The sequence below is a fragment of the Roseovarius sp. MBR-154 genome, assembly GCF_053628595.1.
Genome location: NZ_JBRJGR010000031.1, coordinates 1 through 19,390, shown reverse-complemented (window position 1 = coordinate 19,390; position 19,390 = coordinate 1). Strand labels below are relative to the sequence as shown.

The window sequence follows — 19,390 nt, the reverse complement described above, 5'->3', positions numbered from 1 at the left end:
ATCCTCCGTTACCTGCGGGCAGGCGGTGTGGCCCTTGCGCGCGAGGGTGCGAAAAACGCGCCCTCGACCGGGGTGAGGCGCGCCATGCGCCTATCCCACTTGCCCTCTTGCAGGGTGTAGATTTCCGCCCAGAGCCGGGCGGGACGTTTGCGGGTATGGGTCGTTGTGACATGGGCCAAGGCGATGTTGCGCTTGGCGGTGGGGGACCAGATGCCTGAGGTGATATGGCCCACCTCGCGCCTGCGATTGTGGTAGACGAGCGCGCCCTGCGCCGGTTTGAAACCCTCGACATCGACCCGCAGGAGCAGGCTGCGCGGGGTGTCGCGCGCCGAAAGGAGCGCGCGGCGTCCGTTGAAATGGCCCTTGGTGAAATCCACCAGCCGTGCCAGCCCCAACTCGAACGGGGTCTGGCCCCGGTGCAGACGCTCGGTGGCGTGGACCGGCTGAAAATCGACCCCGGCGGTCAGGAACCCGGCCTCGATCCGGGCGATATTGACCGCCTCGTAGCCGATTGCGCGCAGCCCCTTATGCGCGCCCGCCTGCCACAGCCGGTCCCACAGGGCCGGGGCCGCCTTCCAGTCGCACCACAACTCATATCCCAGATCGCCGGTGAAGCCGGTGCGCGACACGCGCAGTCCGGCCTCGACCTGCCGGTGATCGAAGGGCATGAGCCCGGCCACGTCGAGCCCGGCATCGGCCAGCACGGCAAAGGCGGTGGGACCCTGAAGCGCGAGCCCGGCGAGCGTATGGCTTTCATCGGTGATCGCGGCGTCGAAGCCGAGGGCGGCATCGAGCAGCCAGGTGAGCATGGGTTCCTGACAGCACAGCCGCCAATCATCGGGGCCGAGCCGAAAGAGCGTACCGTCGTCGATCACATGGCCCGCCTCGTCGCACCAGACCGCATAGCCGACCCGTCCGGGCCGGATATTGCCGATGTTGCGGGTGACCATGCGGTCGAGCAGCGCGGTCGCCCCGGCCCCCGTTACCCGGTAGCACCGCATTGGCGAGATATCGAGCAGGGCGGCCTGATTGCGCAGCGCGAAGTATTCGAACTCCACGCTGTCGAGCACCGAGGGCGCGGCATAGCCCGCCCAGTCGTACCACGCCTGCGCGCGGCTTTGCGCGGCGAGCCGGTCATGGACCGGGCCGGGCGCGAGGCCCAGCATGGGATCGGCGAAGATGCTCACGTGCTCTGCTCCAGCGCACAAAGCGCCGCGTTGCGCCCCGAAAGCCCCATCACATCGCCGCCCGGATGCGCTGCCGCGCCGCACAGATAGAGCCCGCGCGGGCCGATCCGGTGACGGCCCAGCCCGATCGCAGGGCGCAGCATGAACAGCTGGTCGAGCGCCATTTCGGCATGGTGCCAATGCCCGCCCGCCACGCCGGTCTGTGCCGCGATCCGGTCGGGGGTGATCACCTGTGCGCTGTCAATCTGCGTCGCGAGGCGGGGCAGAGTGCGCGCCAGTGTGTCCCGCGTGATGCCCTCCAGCCGGGCGCGCGCCGCGTCGGTCCAGCCGCCCTCGAGGTCAACCGGGGCGTATTGCACGATGGCCGACAGCCAGCGGCTGCCATCCTTGTGCGTCACCGGCACCGCCTCGATCACCGGGGCGGTGGACATCTCGCCGTATTTCGCAGCGTTGCTGGCCGCGTCGACATAGGCGGCGGAGGGCGCGAAGACCAGCCGCGCGTCGCGCAGCCCCTCGGGCAGATCGTCGAGCGCGGCCCCGTCTCGCAGGCGCAGGTTGACCTTGGCTGCCGTTCCCCGCGCGCGGATCGTGTGGATGCGGCGCGCGGTTTCGATGTCGCTATGCGCTACCCCCATAAGGGCAAGCGTGCCTTGTGGACCGATGCTGTTCAGAACGACGGGCGCGGTGAAGGTCTGCCCGTCCGCCGTCTCGACCCCGGTCACGGCGTCATCCTCGATCCGGATTCGGGTCACCTCGACGCCGGTTTCGATCCTGCATCCGGCGGTGCGCGCCGCCTCGGCGAACATCGCCGCGACCGCCTCCATCCCGCCGACGGGCCGGGTGATGCCGCCGCCATGCCCCATCCGGTAGATCAGGTTGAACACCGTCCCGGGCGCGCGCGGACCCATGGCCGCGCCGCGCGCCGCATCGGCGGCGAACAGCCCGGCCAGTGGCCCATCGGGCATCTCATCGAGAATGAGATCGCTGGCGTTCGACAGCAGCAGTTGCAGAAAGCGGCGCATTTCGGGCTTGCCCCATCCGCGCAGGCGCAGGCCCACGCGTGCCAACCGCAGGGTCTGGCGCAGCCCGGATGCGGACCAGAGCGGCGATGTCCCGCCCGGCACCGGCGCTTCGGCCAGCAGGCGCAGCAGATCGCCATAGCGCGCCAGCCGGTTCAAGAGCGTCTCGGCGGCGTGGGCGTCGGGGTGCGGCGCGCCTGACAGCGTCTCGGCGCGCCGGTCGCGCAGCACCACATGCTTGCCGTGCTCAGACAGCGACACCGTCGCCATCGTGTCCCGTGCGAAGGGCAGGTTCGCCGCATCAAGCCCGATGTCGCGCAGCGCCACCGGGCTCAGGTTATACAGAAGATGCGCAAGCGCCGGTCCCTCCGCCTGCGACAGCACCGCCATGCCGCCGGGGGCCGCGTGCTGTTCGAGCAGGCAGACCGATTTGCCTTTTCTGGCCAGCATAGCGGCGGCCACAAGCCCGTTGACGCCGCCGCCGATCACAATCGCATCGTAGCGTGTCATGCCGCGTATCCCGTCATGCGCTTGCCCCGGGTCCGGCGGAGGATGGCGCGGGCGGCATTCGCCCCCGCCGCGCCCATCACGCCGCCGCCGGGATGCGCCGAGGAGCCGCAGAGATAGAGCCCGCGCACGGGCGAATCGTATTGCGCATAGCCCGGCACCGGACGGTTGAAGAACAGTTGATCGAAGGTCAGTTCGCCCTGAAAGATGTTGCCCTCGGTCAGCCCCACCTCGCCCTCAAGCTCGAGCGGCGAGCGCACCTCCATATGCACGATGCGGTCGCGGATATCTGGGCAGGCGATGGCGATCTGGTTGAGCACCGTGTCGGCCAGCGCGCCGCGCCGTGTCTCGGTCCAGTTCTCGGCCGCGCGCACCCCGTCGACCGCGAGGTCATAAGGCGCGTATTGCACGAAGACCGTCATCATATGCGCCCCCTCCGGTGCCATGGTCGGGTCGATCTGGCTGGGGATCAGCATGTCGATATAGGGCCGCGCGGACCAGCGCCCGGCCTTCCAGTCGTCATAGCCGCGCTCCAGCTCATGCAGGCTCTCGGAGACGTGCATGTCGCCGCGCAGGAAGCTGGCATGCGGCGGGGCCGCAGGAAAGTCGGGCAGGCGGTCCAGCGCGATGTTGAGCTTGGCCGAGGAGCCCCGGATCTTGAACCGCTCAACCGAGCGGGTGAAGTCGTCGGGCAGTGCGCCCGCCTCCAGCAGCGTCAGGAAGGTGCGTTTGACATCCATGTTCGAGGCCACCACCGGGGCGCTGAATTCCGCCCCGTCCGAGAGGGCGACTCCGGTCGCCCGGCCGTCGCGGGTCAGGATCCGCTCGACCCCCGCGCCGGTGCGGATCGTGCCGCCATGATCGCGCACCGCCGCCGCGAGCGCGTTCGAGATCGCGCCCATTCCGCCACGCGCAAAGCCCCAGGCACCGATCCCGCCGTCGATATCGCCCATGTAATGATGCAACAGCACATAGGCGGTGCCCGGCGAATAGACCCCGAGCCCGGTGCCGATGATCCCCGAGCCCGCCAGATGCGCCTTGATCAGATCGTTCTCGAAATGCTCGTCGAGGAAATCGCCGATCGACATGGTCCAGAAGCGCAGGGTCTCGGCCAGCTCGCGCGCGCCGAGATTGTGGGCCTTGCGCAGCAGATAGGCCATCTCGCCCAGATCGCGCGGCCGCAATGCCGCCGGATCGGGCGCATCGCGCAGCAGGAACGGGCGGATGAAGCGGCATTGCCGCAGGATTGCGCGTGCGTAGCGGGGATAGGCCTCGGCATCGCGCGGGGAATGGCGCGCCATCTCGCGGCGCAGGGCGTTGTGGTCCGAATAATAGGCGAAATGGCCGCCGTCGCGGGTGAAGCTTGCGCCGCCCTCGTAGGGAATGACCTGCAACCCGTATTTCGGTAGGTCGAGATCGCGCGCGATCTCGCGGCGCAGCAGCGAGCAGACATAAGAACAGTTCGAATAGGTCCAGCCGTCGCAGAGCGAGCGGCTGACCGCCGCGCCGCCCACCCAGTCGTTCTTTTCCACGACCAGCACCCGCAGCCCGGCCCGTGCCAGATAGGCCGCCGCCGTCAGCCCGTTATGGCCCGCACCCGCCACGATAACGTCAAAGGAAGTCCGGTCATCTGCCATCTGTCACCTTTCCTTATGGCTTTACACCGGCGCGGGAGTTTCGTAAAGTTTATTTGAGCGCTCAATCAAATTTTTCTGAATGAGGCCGTCAAGAGGAGCCCAGAGATCATGCAGGACGCAGCACAGCGCGCGCGGCATCATGGCCGCTGACATGCCGGAGCCGCGCCCGCGCAAGGAGCGGGCCGAGAATGCCGGGCGCAGGCGGCGGCAGCTTCTTGACGCGGCGCGGCGCTCGATCCTGAAACACGGGCTGGCGCGGACCACGCTAGCGACGGTCTCGGCAGAGGCGGGGCTCTCGCAGGGGGTGGCGGTGTTCTATTTCAAGTCGAAAGGCGGGCTGCTGACCGAAACGCTGCGCGATCTCTATCAGGGTTATGAGGATCACTGGACTGCAGCACTCGAGGCGGCGGGTAGCGATCCGCAGGCGCGGCTTTCGGCGATCATCGCGGCGGATTTCGATACGGCGGCCTGCGGGTCCGAGGTGTTACCGATGTGGTTCGCGTTCTGGGGCGAGTTGCATTTTCAGGCGCAATACGATGAGGTCGCCCGGGAATTCGACGATCGCCGCCGAGCCGCCCTCGTGGAGATCTGGCAGGCGGTGCGGGTCGATCTGGCGGCGGAGGAGGTCGTGCAGATCGCCGATATGGTCGAGACCCTGACCGACGGCTACTGGCAGCATCTGCACCTGACGCCGGATCGCATCGACCGGACCGAGGCCCATGCCGCGACCGAACGCGCGCTCGCGCGGCTGGTGGGTGTGGCTTGAAGCGGACCTTTGGTGTTAACGAGATGAGCCGCCCGGGGGGCGGTCGGGCGCTGCGCGGCGGTGCCTGCGGCACCTCGATTCCGCGCATTGGTCCTAGATGTCAACGGCAGATCCAGGCCATTCGGCTCCTCCGCCCCTAACGGGCCGTCCTCTGACGCTTCGCTTTGGGAAACCGGACCCGTGCCCGAGGTCCCGCTGCATCTCAAGCCGGTTTGCCGATCGCTAGACCCCCAGCCTGTCCAGAAGGCGCAGGCGCAGGATTTCGGCCTCCACCGCGATGTTGCGCGCGAATGAAAAGGGCAGGGGTTTGAGCGGGCTGGTCGGGAAATCGAGCGTATCCCGCTCTGCCCCTGCCGCCCACCGCGCCATCACCCGGCCCATCGCGGTGGCGATCGCCACGCCGCGCCCGTTATAGCCGAGCCCGGCGATCATCCTCGGCTCGATCTCGTGCAGATGCGGGTAGTGATCGGGGGTCAACGCCACGTAGCCGCCCCAGGCATGTTGCCACTCGACGCCCTCAAGCTGTGGAAAGAGCTGCGTGCTGATGCGGCGCAGCCATGCGATCTGGCGCGCGGTCGAGCGGTCGTTATAGGTGCCGCGCCCGCCCATCACGAAGCGGCCATCGGGGTCCTGCCGGAAATACAGAAGCAGCCGACGCGCGTCGGACAGGGCATGGCCGCCCGCAAGGATCGAGCGGCGCAGATTGTCCGACAGCGGCGCGGTCGCGACCTGCACCGAGCGCACCGGCAGGAACGAGCGCGAAAGCGGTTTGATGACATCGCCGGAATAGGCATTGGTGCAGAGCAGCACCTGTTCTGCGCGCAGGCGGCCGCCCGGTGTGCGCAGAACGAAATCGCCGCCGTCGCGGGTGATCTCCAGGGCGGGGCTGTCTCCGAAGATCCGTGCGCCCTGGGCCTGCGCGGCGGCGGCCAGCCCCAGGGCATAGTTCAGCGGGTGCAACGAGCCGCCGCGCCGGTCGATCACCCCGCCGAGATAGGCGTCGGTGCCGGTCAGGCGCTGCATCGCGTCGCGGTCGAGCGTGGCCATGCCGCCACCGTGATCGGCCCAGTCGGCGGCCAGCGCGTGAAGCTGGCGCAGGGTCTTGGGCGTATGCGCGGCGCGCAGCCAGCCGGGGCGGCGCGCGGCGCAGTCGATGCCGTGCCGGTCGATCAGGTCGAAGACCAGATCGCCCGCCTCTCCGGCCATGCGAATCATGCGGCTGCCCCAGTGCTCGCCGAACCTGGCCTTGATCACCGAGGGCGCGTCCTTCAGGCCGACATTGACCTGCCCCCCATTGCGCCCCGACGCGCCCCATCCGGGATGTTCGGCATCGAGCACGACCACCTTTGCCCCACCCTCGGCCAGGTGCAGCGCCGCCGAAAGCCCGGTGTAACCGGCGCCGACCACCGCGACATCCGCGCGCATCTCGCCGTGAAGCGCGGGAAAGTCTGTGCTGGCATTGGCGGTCGCGCTCCAGAGGCTGTCGGCGATCACCGCGCGTTCGTTTCGGATCATGATGCGCCTTTCGGGCCGGTGCGTGGTCTTTCGCTAGTGGCCGATAGTGACGTCAGGCCAGTGCGCGTGCAATGGCCTTGGCTGTCGACTTGCCGCTCTTGAACGCGCCGTTGACCAGCGCCGAGGTGGCCCCGCCCATGGCTTCGCCGGCGAAGAACAGCCGTTCCGCCAGCGGCTCGGCCAGCACCTTGCGCGCGCCCCATGCCCCCGGGCGCACCGCGCCATAGGCCCCGAGGGTGAGCGGATTGTCCGCCCAGTCGGTGGCAAAGCCTTTCACGAAGTGCTTTCTCGCGTCGCTGCCGACGCAATGCACGAGCGCCTCGAGGGCGAAATCGACCACCGCGTCCTGGCCCTGCGCATAAAGATCCCAGGCGAATTGCCCGCCGATATTGCCGAACAGGTAGTCATGCCCGCAGGGCCAGGCCACGAAATAGCACGCCTCGCCCGCCTTGTCGGCGGGGATGTCATAAGTCACCCAGTTGTTTTCGCCCAGGCCAAGCCGCGCCCCGTCGAACAGCATCGGCACCTTCATCAGCAGGCCCATTGGGATCTCGGCGGCGGCTTGCAGCTTGCGCGCGGGCAGGGCGGGCGTGAAACGGATCGTACCCGCGTTCAACACGCCGGTGGAGACGGTGACAAGACAGGCTCGTGCCCGCAGCGTGCCGCGCAAGGTCTCGACCGCGACCCCCGGCCCGGACCAGTCGACCGCCTGCACCGTTGTGTCGAGTGCGACAGGCAGACCCTCGGCAAGGGTGGCCACGACCGCGCCCAGACCTTCCTTGACGATGTAACTCGGCTGACTTTCCGAGCCGTGATAATAGTCGGCGGTCGAAAGCTGATCGAAATCGACACCGTAATCCATTGCTCCAGTCCAGGATTGCACCGCGGCCCCGAATGGCATGTCGCGGACCACGCTGGCGGCGGGCACGTCCTGCCCGGCTGCGCCGGCGCGCTCGACCGCCCGTATCAGCGCGCCCCAGGCGCGGTCATAGGCGGCCCAGTCGGCATCGCTGGCGCGGTTGCCGTCGATGTCGAAAAGGTCGGTGTCGGCCGTGGTATGATCGACCAGCGTGAAGCCAGCCTTCTTGCCGATCTGGGTGAACGGGTTGTGAGTGGCACCCGATATCCACGAGCAGCCGTGATCGACCGGCGCACCGAGCGTGGCGCTCTCTGTATAGGCGCGCCCGCCGACCCGGGGCGCGGCCTCGACGATCACGACGGAGAGACCGCGTTTGTGCAACTCTCGCGCGGCCCCCATCCCGGCGGCACCCGCACCGATGATGATCACGTCGGGATTGGTCGGGAGGGTTTGGGCAAGCAAGGGCGTGGCTCCGGCCAGGGTCATGCCGACCAGAACGGCACGGCGGGAAAGGGTATCTGTCATCGGTTTTGTTCAACTGTGTCGTGGTCATGACTGCCACCGCCGAGGCGGCCATGCGGGTTGCGACAAATGCCCCATTTTCAGGCCTCTCAATGGCGATCACGCGCTTGTGGGGCAATTTTCTTGACTCGTTTCGCTATCCTGGTGAATGATTGAATGATTATTCAAAGTTAATGCCGGGAACGCTCGAAAGTCAATCACTGATGACCCGGCAGAGGCCGCGACACGCGTGCAATGATCAAACAGCGGGCACCGCTCCGGGCGGGCGAACCCGCATCAACAGGGGAGACTGGACTGTCATGGATGTTCTCGATCAACTGGGCGCGGTGCGCGAAGGAAAGCTGAGCCGCCGCAGGTTCACCAAGGGATTGCTTGCGGCCGGGGTGGCAATGACAACGATGCCGATCAACTCGCGCCGGGCGATGGCGCAGACCGGTGAGCAGGCCACCTATTTCACCTGGGGCGGATATGACATCCCCGAGCTGTTCGGTGAGTATGAGGCCAAGAACGGCGAGTTGCCCAATTTCGCGATCTTCGGCGGATCGGAGGAGGCGCTGACCAAGATGCGCGGCGGCTTTGTCGTCGACGTGTCGCACCCGTGCAATCAGTCGATGCCGCGCTGGGTGCAGACCGGGCTTTTCCAGCCGATTGATACGTCGCGTGTGTCCCATTGGGGCGATGTGATCCCGGAGCTGGTCGATCTGCCGGGCAATGACGCCGAGGCGGGCAAGGTCTGGATGGCGCCCTTCGATTGGGGCCAGACCTCGGTTACCTATCGCACAGATCTGTTCGAGTTGGAGGGCGAGGAGAGCTGGGACATGCTCTGGGACCCGCGCTATTCCGGGCGGTTGGGGTCGCTGGCCTCGGGCGGGGATGCCTGGTGGTGCGGCGCGATCAAGGCGGGGGTGGATTTCGCAGATATCGACACGCCCGAAGCGTTTGACAAGATCGCCGCCGTGATGCGCGAACAGCGTCCGCTGATCCGGCTCTATACCGATGACACGACCACGCTGGAGCAGGCGCTCTCGGCGGGGGAAATGGTCGCGTCGATGACCTGGAACAGTTCGGCCGTTCTGTTGCAGGCCGAGGGCATCCCGGTCAAATTCGCCAAGCCCAAGGAAGGCGCGCTGACATGGGTCTGCGGCGTGATGATCCACAAGGACGCGCCTAATCTCGACCGCGCCTATGACGTGATCGACTCGTTGCTCAGCGTCGAGACCGGGCATTTCATGATCAACGACTGGGGCTATGGTCATTCCAACAGCAAGTCTTTCGACAAGTTCGACGAAGAGACGCTGGCCGGGCTGGGACTGAGCAAGAAGCCGGTAGAGATCCTGCAAGCGGGGCATTTCCAGCAGCCGCAGACGCAGGAATGGGAAACCCGGATGAACGAGATGTTCGAGCAGATCAAGGCCGGGTTCTGATCCGACGCGACCGCATCCCGCAGCCCGAGAGGCTGCGGGGCCTTTCGTTTGATTTTTTGCACGGATAGCGGGGGTCGGATGGCCGAAACATCTCTTTCACAGGACCAATCCAAGACGATGGCAACCCCGGTGCGCGGGGCACGTCTGGCGGCGCTGCTGCATCGAAGCGAGACCCTGCGCGGCTACCTGCTGATGTCGCCCGCGCTGCTGATCCTGACCATCGGCATCATCATTCCGTTCGTCATCCTGCTGGTGATGAGCTTCTGGACCCGCGAGGGCTTTGGCTTCGACACCACGCTGACGACCACGAATTATGCCCGCACCTGGTCCGAGCCGATTTTTGGCGCGCTGTTGCAGCGGTCGTTCTGGATCTCCGGCGTGGCGACCGTCGCCACGGTCATCCTGTGCTATCCGATCGCCTATTACGTGGCGTTCCATGTCCACCGCAACAAGATGATGTGGATCATCCTCATGACGCTGCCGTTCTGGACAAGCTACCTATTGCGCGTTTTCGCGTGGAAGGTGATCCTTGGCTATGAGGGGGTGATCAATTCCGGGCTGATGTCAGCGGGGCTGATCGAGGCGCCGCTCAGTTTCCTGCTCTACAGCCCCACGGCGGTGATCATCACGCTGGCACATGCCTGGGCGGCCTTCGCGATTCTGCCGCTCTATGTCTCGCTCGAGAAGATCGACAAATCCCTGCTCGAAGCGGCGACCGATCTGGGCGACGGGCCGGTCGCGCGGTTCTTCCGGATCACCTTGCCGCTGTCGGTGCCCGGGGTGATCGCCGCAACCTTCCTGATCTTCATCCCGACCACCGGCGATTACATCACCCCGGCGCTGCTCGGCGGGCCCGATGGCGCGATGATCGGCAACTTCATCCAGATCCAGTTCGGCGCGGTCAACAACTGGCCGATGGGGGCCACGCTCTCGATCGTGCTGATGCTCTGGATCGCCGCGATCGCGCTGGTGTTCCTGATGGTCACCCGCAAGGCTCAGGGGCGGGTCGCATGAGCGATCAGGGCACCTATATCAAGCGACCGAACCGGCCCCTGCAGATCTATGCGGTGGTGTTTCTCATCGTGCTCTATGTGCCGGTGCTGTTCATCCCGCTGTTCAGCTTCAATGATTCCATCTATGTCCGCTTTCCGCTCAGGGGGATCACCCTGCAATGGTATGTCGAGCTGTGGTCGCGCGACGCGGTCTGGGACGCCTTGTTGAACAGCATCAAGGTCGGTGCTGTAGTGTCGGTGATCTCGACCATGCTGGGCGTGGTGGCAGCGCGCGCGGTCACGCGCTACCGGCTGCCCGGAAAAACCGCGCTGGTGACCTTCATCATGATGCCGCTGGTCATTCCGGGCATCATCTTCGGTGTCGCACTTCTGGTGCTGATGAGCCGGATGGGGGTGCCACTGTCACTCTACACGGTGGGTCTGGGCCATCTGATCATCTGCCTGCCCTTCGCGGTGGCGACCTTGCTGCCGCGCTTTGAAGGGTACGATCCGGCGATGGAAGAGGCCTCGGCGGATCTGGGCGAAAACGGCTGGTGGACGTTCTGGCGGGTGACCTTCCCGATGGTCCTGCCCGGCGTGGTGGCGAGCCTGCTGCTGACCTTCACGATCTCGTTCGACGAGTTCATCATGGCGTTTTTCCTGACCGGCACCGATCCGACGCTGCCGATGTATATCTGGGGTCAGCTGCGGTTCCCGAAGGAATTCCCCTCGGTTCTGGCCCTCGCGTCGCTGATCCTATTCGTCTCGTTCGTCATGGTCTTCATCGCCCAGAGAGTCGGGCGCGTGGGTCTTGACGATGCAAAGCTGGATGCTGACACATGACTTCTTCCGACGCTTTCATATCCATCCGGCAGGTGCACAAGCTCTTTGGCAGCTTCAAGGCCATCGAGGACGTGTCGCTTGATATTGCCCAGGGCGAGTTCTTCTCGCTGCTCGGGGCATCGGGCTGTGGCAAGACCACGCTCTTGCGGATGCTTGCGGGGTTCGAGGGCACCACGCGGGGCGAGATCTTCATCGACGGTCAGGCCATGTCGGACGTGCCGCCGCATCACCGGCCCGTCAACATGGTGTTCCAGTCCTACGCGATCTTTCCGCATCTCAACGTGGCCGACAACATCGCCTACGGGCTGCGCCGGAAGAAGCTGTCGAAGGCCCGGCGCATGGAAATGGTGGACGAGATGCTGGAGCTGATCAAGCTTCCGGGCTACGGCCAGCGCAAGGCCAACGAGATCTCGGGCGGGCAGCGCCAGCGTGTGGCGCTCGCGCGGGCGCTCATCCTGCGGCCCAAGGTGCTGCTGCTCGACGAGCCGCTTGGCGCGCTCGACAAGCAGTTGCGCGACCAGATGCAGCTCGAATTGCGGGCGTTGCAGCGGCAGGTCGGAATCACCTTCGTTTTCGTCACCCACGATCAGGAAGAGGCGCTTACCCTCAGTGACCGGATTGCGGTGATGCAGGGCGGCAAGGTGCTTCAGGTGGACACGCCCGCCGGTCTCTACGAGACACCGAAGACCCGCGAGGTGGCGCGCTTCATCGGCAATATGAACTTCTTTGACGGTCGGGTACGGCGCAACGGTGCGGCCATCGGCGCGGTCGAGGCCGAAGGGCTGGGCCATATCCCGATGCCGGTCGACCGGCTCGACAAGCCCGATGGCGCGCCCGTTCAGGTCGCGCTGCGCCCCGAGAAGTTCAGCCTGTCCACGACGCGCCCGGAGGGCGCACATGTGGTCGAGGGGCGGCTGAGCACTACCTCCTATCTCGGCGAGCGCAGTCATCACTATGTCATGATCCCCGGCAGGCAGGAGCCGGTTGCCGTGTCCACACCCAACCACGCCCGACCCGCTGGCGGATCGCAAGGCAGCGATGGTACGGTCTGGCTCAGTTGGTCGCCCGATGCGATGGTCATCCTGGATGCGGACTGAAACCAGACAAGGAGGGGGCGTGGACATCGGGGTCCACGCGCAGAGTGAGACAATGAACGAAGCCATCAGGAAGCAGGACGATGCCGCCAAGCCGGGGCGGCGCACCGCATCCAAAGAGGTTCGGCGCAGGCAGTTGATCGACGCCACTATTTCCTCGATCGCCAGGAACGGGATCGGCGGAACCACGATGCAGAGCGTGACTGAGTTTGCCGGTCTGTCACTGGGCATCGTGAATTTTCATTTTCAGAGCAAGCAGAACCTGTTCGAGGAAACGCTGGTGTTTCTGGCCAAGGAACATCACGACCACTGGTTGCAGGCCTATCGCGACGCCGGGCTGTCGGCCTGCGCAAAGCTGACCGCCATCGTCGAGGCGCATTTCGATGCGCAGATCTGCACCCCGAAAAAGCTCGCGGTGTGGTATGCGTTTTACGGCGAGGTCGGGCGGCGCAAAATCTATCGTCAGCTGATCGACGATATAGATGCCGAGCGGTTTACCCTCTCGACACGGCTGTGCGAGCAGATCACCGAAGAGGGTGGCTATTCCGGCATGACGCCGCGGCGGGTCGCGAACCTGCTGGAGGCGCTCTATGACGGGCTCTGGCTGGACATGCTGACCTATCCTGAAAGCTGTTCGCGGCAGCAGGCGCGCGCGCATGTCTTCGCCTTTCTCGCGCAGACCTACCCGGATCATTTCGACCTGCGCGAATTCGACTGACCCTGCGCAGATCGCCGCCATCCCGATACGAAGGACACGCCCGCCATGAGCCGAGACCCCCGCTACGATATCCTGTTCGAACCGGTGAACATCGGGCCGGTCACCGCGCCAAACCGGTTCTATCAGGTGCCGCATTGCACCGGGATGGGCTGGCAACGCCCCCGGACGCTCGCGGCGATGCGCGGGGTCAAGGCGCAGGGCGGCTGGGGCGTGGTCTGCACCGAATACAACTCCATTCACCCGACCTCGGACGACCTGCCGCATACCTATGCCTCGCTCTGGGACGACAGCGACGTGCGCGCCCACCGGCTGATGACCGACGCGGTGCATGCGCATGGGAGCCTTGCGGGGGCCGAACTGTGGTATGGCGGCGCGCGCACGCCGAACATGATGACCCGGTTGCCGCCGATGGATGTGGACAGTTTTCCCAATCTCGCGGGCCATCCCTACCAGACCCGCGCGATGGACAAGTCCGACATCCGGACGTTTCGCCATTGGCACCGCCGCGCTGCCCTGCGGGCGCGCGATGCGGGCTTTGACATCGTCTATGTCTATGCCACGCATGGTTATCTGGTCTCGAATTTCCTCAACCCGCATGTCAACACGCGGTCCGATGAATATGGCGGCAGCCTCGAGAATCGCACCCGCCTTGCCCGCGAACTGATCGTGGAGACGAAGGAGGCGGTGGGCGACCGCTGCGCCGTCGCCGTGCGCTTCGCCGCCGATGAGGAGATCGGCAGCGATGGCGTGCCGATCTTTGGCGAGCGCCGCGAGATGTTCGAGATTCTGGCTGATCTGCCCGACCTGTGGGACATCAACATCGCCGATTATTCTCTGGAAATGGGCGTGTCGCGATTTGTGAAGGAAGCGCCGCTGGAGCCCTACATGAGCTGGGTGAAATCGGTGACCGACAAACCGGTGGTGACGGTGGGCCGCTTCACCTCGCCCGACACGATGCTGAGCCAGGTCAAACGCGGCATCACCGATTTCATCGGGGCCGCGCGGCCCTCTATCGCCGATCCCTATCTGCCCAGAAAGATCGAGGAGGGGCGGCTGTCGGCGATCCGCGAATGTATCGGCTGCAACGTCTGCTATTCCGGCGACAGCCTCGGTGTGCCGATCCGCTGCACGCAGAACCCGACCATGGGCGAGGAGTGGCGGCGCGGCTGGCACCCCGAGATCATTTCCGAACGCAGCACCGACAGCCGGGTGCTGATCGTCGGTGCCGGAGCGGCGGGGCTCGAGGCGGCGCGCGCGCTTGGCTTGCGCGGCTACGAGGTGATGCTTGCCGAGGCCACCCGCGAGATCGGCGGGCGCGTCACCCGCGAGGCGTCGCTGCCGGGGATGAGCGAATATATCCGTGTGCGCGACTACCGCGAACAGCAGCTCATCGAGATGCGCAATGTCGAAGTTTTCCGCGAAAGCCGGCTTACGGCGGAGGATGTCTTTGCCACCGAGGCCGATCATGTCGCCATCGCCACCGGTGCCCGCTGGCGGCACGAGTATTTCAACGAAGGGCAGTTCCGGCCCATCGCGCAAGGTGCGGCGGCGGCCCGCGTGCTGACCCCCGACGACATCATGGATGGCATCCTGCCGGACGGGCCGACGCTGGTCTTCGATGGCGACGAATATTACATGGGCGGGGTGATCGCCGAGAGGATCCGCGAGACCGGGCATCCGGTGACCTATGCCACCGGCGCGGACAGCGTCTCGCGTTGGGCGGGCAATACCTCGGAGCGCTGGCGGGTGCGCAGCCACATGCAGGCCCTTGGCATCCGCATCGAACCGGCCCGGGTGATCGCCGGGTTCGACGGCGAGATTGCACGGCTCGACTGCGCCTATGGCGGCCCGGCGATGGAGGTGCCGGTTGGCTATGTGGTGATGGTCACCGCGCGCAGGCCCTGCGACACGCTGTTTCACGATCTGCAAGCGGCGGCGGCGGGAGAGGCCTTGCCGTTCAGCCTTGCGCGGATCGGCGATTGCGAGGCGCCCGCGATCATCGCGGCGGCGGTCCATGCTGGGCACCGCTACGCGCAGGAACTGGAGCGCGAGGTCGATATCGACATGCCGCTGCGCCATGACCGCATTGATGTCGGCTGTGACACGGTCGGCGCGGGGCCGGGCTGGCGCTCGGCGGCGGAATGACCATGGCGGCCTGCCCCGACTATCTGCAAACTCTGCTGCTCTATTACGAGGAAGAGGTGGAGGGTGCCGCCTATTTCACCGAACTCGCCCGTGCCTTCGAGGCGCCCGGGCCGCGGCGCAAGCTTGAACTTCTGGCCGGGGTCGAGCGCCACGCGGCGGGCGCGGTACGCCCGCTCATCGACAAATATGCGCTGATCCCACGGCCCGCCGCGATCCTGCACGCGCAAGGCCGGGCCGAGGCGCGCGCCACCGCAGTGGATTGGCAGGCGCTGATTGCGGCGATGCGCGAGAGCTATCCCGGCTATCTCGCGGCGTTTCGCAGGCTCGAATCGCTCGGCCCGGAGGCGGACTGGCAGCGGCTTGCCTTCCTGTCCGAACACGAGGTTGCGGCGCTGGAATTCCTGGCACTCGAGACCGTCGCGCCGGACCGGAGCGCCGAACCGCTCGAAGCCTATCTCGCGACCGCGTCGGAAACCTGGCAGCCGCGCGCCGGACAGGCGGCGTCATGATCCGCCTTGCCCTCGTGGCTGTCCTGCTGACGATGGCGTCGGTGTTTCGGGTGCAGGAGGGCGGCAATATCGGCGCCCCGGTTGACGCGCCGCGCGGCCTAACCAAGCCTTACACATGCACATCCTGCGCCGCGCGCAAGCAAAGGCTGAAAGGCGGGCAGGCGCTGCGAAAGCCACGGTCGGACGTGCCTAGATCGCAAACTCGCAAAGCTTTCAGATGAATGACGCCGGGGCCGCCACATGACGCATCTTGCACCTGCGTGCAATTTCGCAACATCTCGAGGTCGTGGACGCCCTGCATTGTGCAACTGGTCGGTCATGCGGCGAGCAGGCTGCCATCGCTTGCCTGTGTTAGTGCCGGGTGGTGCAGGGTCGTGGCACCCGATGCGTCCACATGCGCGGCAAGGTTGACTCTGGCCCTGGGGTCAAGATGCCAGAGCCCGTCGCCCAACAAGACAAGCTGAGGCCTGCCCAGCAGGATCCGCGCGAGTGAGAGAGCGCTACGGTCGGTTGCAGACAGGCCGCGCCCCCCCCCGGCCAGAAGGACGTCGAGGCCGCCGGTCCGCTCCATCAGCGCGCCCAGCCCAGCGGCGCGGGCGGCTTTCCTCAGCTTTGCATCCGACGGGCGGTTTAGGAGGCCGAGGGCGAGGTTGCGCCGCAACGACCCGCTGAGCACCACCGGTGTGCTGGTCAGGCGGTGAAGGCCGCGCCAGAGGCTGCCGCGCGAGAGATCGGTGAGGCACAGGCCCGCGAGGATGATCTGGCCGGGCGGCACCGTCTCCAGCCCCCAGAGCGCGGAAAAGAGGGTATCGGCGTTGTCCGCTGCGCAGGTCAGGGTGCGCGTCTCGCCCGCCGCGATGTCGAGCGAGAGCGGGGTCCCCTCTGGCATCGGCAGATCGCGGACCGTGACACTGAGCGGACCGCACGGCAGGCGGGTGTCGCCCCGCCCGGTCCCGCGCTGCGCGCGGGTGAGGGCAGCGGCGCATTTCCTGTGCGCTGCGAGATAGGCCGCGCGGAAATTCCAGACGCTTGCCAGATCGCGCAATGGGCTCAGCACGAGGCCGATCGCGGCGAGCGCGCCCGCGATGGTGCCGGTGCTGGCAGCGGTCTGTGCATCGGTGACGATCACCGCGCAGGCGGCAAGCCCCGCCACGGCATCGGGCAGTGCCTTGAGCGATTCCGCTCAGAGCAGGCGGTGCAGGGCCGCGCGGATCATCCGTTCGCTGCGCTTGCGCAGTTGGCGCATCTCGGCAGGTCGGCGGCCCATGCGGTCAAGCTCGGGGGCGAGGGGCATGCGCTCGGCCATTTCAGCGGCGATGAGCGCGCGGCGGGCCCGCAGGCGGCGATGCAGCGGCTCCAACCGAGGCTCGGCCACTGCCAGCACCGCCAGCGTGACCGCGAAAAGCGGTGCGATGCCAAGGGCAAAGCGCGGCTCGAGCAGCCAGAGTACGGCGCAGGCGGCAGGGATCATCACCGCGGCCGCGATCAGCCGGGGCAGCCCCTTGCCCAGCCAGTCGCGAAAGGCGGTCATGTCGCCGACAAAGCGCGGGCTCATATAGCCGCTGCGCCGCTTCGCAACGGCGCTTGCGGGCATGCCCGAGGCGTGCTTGAGCAGCGCCAGACGAATGGCGAGGGCATAGCCCTGCCCGAGTCGCTCGCCCATCAGGCGCGAGAGCATGCGCGTCCCGGCGATGACGAGGCCTGAGGCGATCAGCGCGGCGAGCAGGCCGGGGGGCAGGGTGGTGCCTGCGTGCATGGCATCAAAAAGCCTGCGCGTGGCGAAGGCGGCCACCCCGGCGGCGGCCCCCTGCACCAGCGTCACGAGGCTGACGGTCACCAGCCCGCGCCAGCGACCGTTCTCCAGAAGGCGCGGCACGGGCATTACGCGGCCTCCTGACGGCCAAGGCCCGCGCGCAGGGCAAAGCCGGTGGCCTCGGCGGGGTCGCCCAGATCCTCCTTGGTCAGCACCGGCAGGCCGGTGGCTGCCTGCGCCTCGGACGACGCCCTGGGCGAGCAACTGACAAGGCCGCTCAGGGCATCAGGCACGAGCCCCAGCCGCGCCAGATGCGCCACACCGCCCGCCGCCGCCACCGCGTCACCGCACGCGAATACCAGGCCAGAGATCAACGCCGCAAACCACGGATCGGCGATCAGCGCGGCGGTCTCGCGTTGCAAGAGACTGTCCGCCACCTCCATCACCACGAGATCGCAGCCGCGATGCCCGGCCTCGGAAATCAGCGTCTCGGTGGCGGTCTTGATCCGGTCCAGCGGCTCGCGGTAGGTGGTGACCATGCCCGCATCGGTGAAATCGCCCACGTAATGCGCGCCGCTGTCGCTGTATTCGTTGACATCGCCGAACGCCCCGGTACCGGTTGCCTTGATGGCACCCACGCGAAACCCCGCGCGGTGAAGGCCGAGCACAAGCTGAGCGGTGGCGAGCGTCTTGCCGGAATTCATCGAGGTGCCGAGAACGCCAAGGACCGGCGGGCGCAGGGCGGAGGGGCGCGGGGTAAGCGCAAATTGCGCAAGGTTGACCGCACGCCCGTCAGCGCCCAGCAGGCGGGCTGTCGGCATCAGCCGCGTGGCCGGTCTGATCTGGCTATTGCGCGCGAGCATGCGCCCGATGCAGCCATCCCCGGCCAGCAGGTAGGCGCCCTTGGGGTCGATTTCGGCCAGCCCTTCGAACTGATCGCGCGCACCACGTCGTGATCGCAGCCCGGCATCTCGATCAGCCGGGCGCGAGGCGGAAGGCCTGCGGCCTCTGCGGCTGCGTTGAGGGCCGTCACATAGCTGCACGCGCGGGCGTGGCGCTGCGGGCCTTGCCGCGCGTCGAGCGCGCGGGTCTTCCGCAGGGCGTAGTCGCGGGTCACGCCCTCGGTGCCGATATAGACGTGGACCGGGATATGCAGAAACTCGCGCAGCGCGGCGGAGTTGCGGCGGACCAGCTTGGCGGAAAATGCATCCTTGCCGGGGGCGGGCCCGTAGGGATAGCGCATGCTCGCATCGGGCAGGCAATACCAGCCCGCTGCCGCCAGATGGAGGGCGGCGACGCGGTGCGGATAGAGCATTGCCAGACGGTGCGCGAGCTGCGCGCCGCCGGAATGGCCGAAGATATCCACCAGCCCCCAGATATCCGAGTATTCCGACGCCACCAGATCGAGCAGGGCCAAGAGGGCCAGATCGGGGCGGGCGGCCTTGCTGGGGCGTTGGAAATCGGGCCAGGTATCGCCCGGGAAATGCGGCACGATCAGCGTGCGCCCAGTGCGCTCGGCCTCGGGTGCAAAGAGCCGGGCCAGCGTGCCTGCGTTGCGCGAAATGCCGTGCAGCACCACCATTGGCGGCGCGTCTGCACGGTGCACGGGCCGGATGATGCGGGCGCTGAGCCGCCCGGCGCTGCTGCAGGCCGTGACCCGGCGCAGGTTCAGGGGGCCCATGTCGATCAGGGTGTCTTTCATTGGTCCTCTCCCGGTCAGTGATCCGTTGTCGTGCAAACGCCGCGCGCCGGGAGTTATTCCCGGCGCGGCACAGTTTTTTTAGGATGAGAGGACATCGCGGGCGTTAACCCGGATAATTCATGAAGCTGCCTTCATGTGTTCCTTGGGCCGGTTTCACGGATCTCGGGGAGTCGCGCGCATCCGATGTTTGCGCCCGGT

General features: G+C 66.6%; 18 protein-coding genes. 9 read left to right on the top strand and 9 right to left on the bottom strand.

Annotated elements, in window-relative coordinates; all coding sequences use genetic code 11:
• Positions 1-8: 8 nt before the first annotated feature.
• Genes ACSSV4_RS21240 through ACSSV4_RS21230 form a run of 3 tightly spaced genes read right to left on the bottom strand, consistent with a single transcriptional unit; the run spans position 9 to position 4,350 of the window.
• On the bottom strand, positions 9-1,187 hold the full coding sequence (locus tag ACSSV4_RS21240) for an aminomethyltransferase family protein (RefSeq protein WP_454277064.1): 1,179 nt from the start codon (positions 1,185-1,187) through the stop codon (positions 9-11).
• Positions 1,184-2,716, bottom strand: coding sequence for a phytoene desaturase family protein (locus ACSSV4_RS21235; RefSeq protein WP_454277063.1), 1,533 nt, complete (start codon positions 2,714-2,716; stop codon positions 1,184-1,186). The genes ACSSV4_RS21240 and ACSSV4_RS21235 overlap by 4 nt, the downstream gene beginning before the upstream one ends.
• A complete protein-coding gene (locus tag ACSSV4_RS21230; RefSeq protein ID WP_454277062.1) occupies positions 2,713-4,350 on the bottom strand; it encodes a phytoene desaturase family protein in 1,638 nt (545 codons plus the stop codon). Before ACSSV4_RS21230 ends, ACSSV4_RS21235 begins: the two co-directional genes overlap by 4 nt.
• A gap of 139 nt (positions 4,351-4,489) precedes the next feature.
• Between ACSSV4_RS21230 and ACSSV4_RS21225 the strand changes: the two genes are divergently transcribed.
• Positions 4,490-5,116 carry a TetR family transcriptional regulator C-terminal domain-containing protein gene (locus tag ACSSV4_RS21225; protein ID WP_454277061.1) on the top strand — a complete coding sequence of 209 codons (627 nt, stop codon included), beginning with the start codon at positions 4,490-4,492 and terminating at the stop codon, positions 5,114-5,116.
• Positions 5,117-5,338: 222 nt separating this feature from the next.
• On the opposite strand, the gene ACSSV4_RS21220 is transcribed toward ACSSV4_RS21225, so the two are convergent.
• Positions 5,339-6,631: an NAD(P)/FAD-dependent oxidoreductase gene (locus ACSSV4_RS21220; RefSeq protein WP_454277060.1), complete on the bottom strand. Its 1,293-nt coding sequence runs from the start codon at positions 6,629-6,631 to the stop codon at positions 5,339-5,341.
• 52 nt (positions 6,632-6,683) lie between these two features.
• Positions 6,684-8,015 carry a flavin monoamine oxidase family protein gene (locus ACSSV4_RS21215; protein ID WP_454277059.1) on the bottom strand — a complete coding sequence of 444 codons (1,332 nt, stop codon included), beginning with the start codon at positions 8,013-8,015 and terminating at the stop codon, positions 6,684-6,686.
• Between the two features lie 296 nt (positions 8,016-8,311).
• On the opposite strand from ACSSV4_RS21215, the gene ACSSV4_RS21210 reads away from it, so the two are divergent.
• The 8 genes from ACSSV4_RS21210 (at position 8,312) to ACSSV4_RS21175 (ending at position 15,958) form a co-directional block, all read left to right on the top strand.
• Positions 8,312-9,436, top strand: a complete 1,125-nt coding sequence (locus tag ACSSV4_RS21210) for an ABC transporter substrate-binding protein (RefSeq protein ID WP_454277058.1) — start codon at positions 8,312-8,314, stop codon at positions 9,434-9,436.
• Between the two features lie 78 nt (positions 9,437-9,514).
• Positions 9,515-10,450, top strand: a complete 936-nt coding sequence (locus ACSSV4_RS21205; RefSeq protein WP_454277057.1) for an ABC transporter permease — start codon at positions 9,515-9,517, stop codon at positions 10,448-10,450.
• Positions 10,447-11,271, top strand: a complete 825-nt coding sequence (locus ACSSV4_RS21200) for an ABC transporter permease (protein ID WP_454277056.1) — start codon at positions 10,447-10,449, stop codon at positions 11,269-11,271. Before ACSSV4_RS21205 ends, ACSSV4_RS21200 begins: the two co-directional genes overlap by 4 nt.
• On the top strand, positions 11,268-12,368 hold the full coding sequence (locus ACSSV4_RS21195; protein WP_454277055.1) for an ABC transporter ATP-binding protein: 1,101 nt from the start codon (positions 11,268-11,270) through the stop codon (positions 12,366-12,368). Before ACSSV4_RS21200 ends, ACSSV4_RS21195 begins: the two co-directional genes overlap by 4 nt.
• A gap of 52 nt (positions 12,369-12,420) precedes the next feature.
• The gene (locus tag ACSSV4_RS21190; RefSeq protein WP_454277054.1) at positions 12,421-13,083 is read left to right on the top strand and encodes a TetR family transcriptional regulator C-terminal domain-containing protein; all 663 of its coding nucleotides are present in this window, start codon (positions 12,421-12,423) and stop codon (positions 13,081-13,083) included.
• A 45-nt stretch (positions 13,084-13,128) separates the two neighbouring features.
• A complete protein-coding gene (locus ACSSV4_RS21185; RefSeq protein ID WP_454277053.1) occupies positions 13,129-15,228 on the top strand; it encodes an oxidoreductase in 2,100 nt (699 codons plus the stop codon).
• Entirely contained in the window at positions 15,225-15,737 is a 513-nt protein-coding gene (locus tag ACSSV4_RS21180; RefSeq protein ID WP_454277052.1) for a hypothetical protein, read from the top strand. The genes ACSSV4_RS21185 and ACSSV4_RS21180 overlap by 4 nt, the downstream gene beginning before the upstream one ends.
• On the top strand, positions 15,734-15,958 hold the full coding sequence (locus ACSSV4_RS21175; RefSeq protein ID WP_454277051.1) for a hypothetical protein: 225 nt from the start codon (positions 15,734-15,736) through the stop codon (positions 15,956-15,958). Before ACSSV4_RS21180 ends, ACSSV4_RS21175 begins: the two co-directional genes overlap by 4 nt.
• Positions 15,959-16,053: 95 nt before the next feature.
• Here ACSSV4_RS21175 and ACSSV4_RS21170 read toward each other — a convergent pair whose 3' ends face one another.
• From ACSSV4_RS21170 to ACSSV4_RS21155, 4 genes are read right to left on the bottom strand one after another with little or no spacing between them, the layout of a single operon-like run.
• Positions 16,054-16,890 (bottom strand): hypothetical protein, encoded by an 837-nt coding sequence (locus tag ACSSV4_RS21170; RefSeq protein WP_454277050.1) that lies wholly within the window; start codon positions 16,888-16,890, stop codon positions 16,054-16,056.
• 30 nt (positions 16,891-16,920) lie between these two features.
• On the bottom strand, positions 16,921-17,619 hold the full coding sequence (locus tag ACSSV4_RS21165) for an ABC transporter transmembrane domain-containing protein (protein ID WP_454277049.1): 699 nt from the start codon (positions 17,617-17,619) through the stop codon (positions 16,921-16,923).
• Positions 17,619-18,311 (bottom strand): hypothetical protein, encoded by a 693-nt coding sequence (locus tag ACSSV4_RS21160; protein WP_454277048.1) that lies wholly within the window; start codon positions 18,309-18,311, stop codon positions 17,619-17,621. The genes ACSSV4_RS21165 and ACSSV4_RS21160 overlap by 1 nt, the downstream gene beginning before the upstream one ends.
• Positions 18,311-19,192, bottom strand: coding sequence for an alpha/beta fold hydrolase (locus ACSSV4_RS21155; RefSeq protein WP_454277047.1), 882 nt, complete (start codon positions 19,190-19,192; stop codon positions 18,311-18,313). The genes ACSSV4_RS21160 and ACSSV4_RS21155 overlap by 1 nt, the downstream gene beginning before the upstream one ends.
• Positions 19,193-19,390 lie beyond the last annotated feature (198 nt).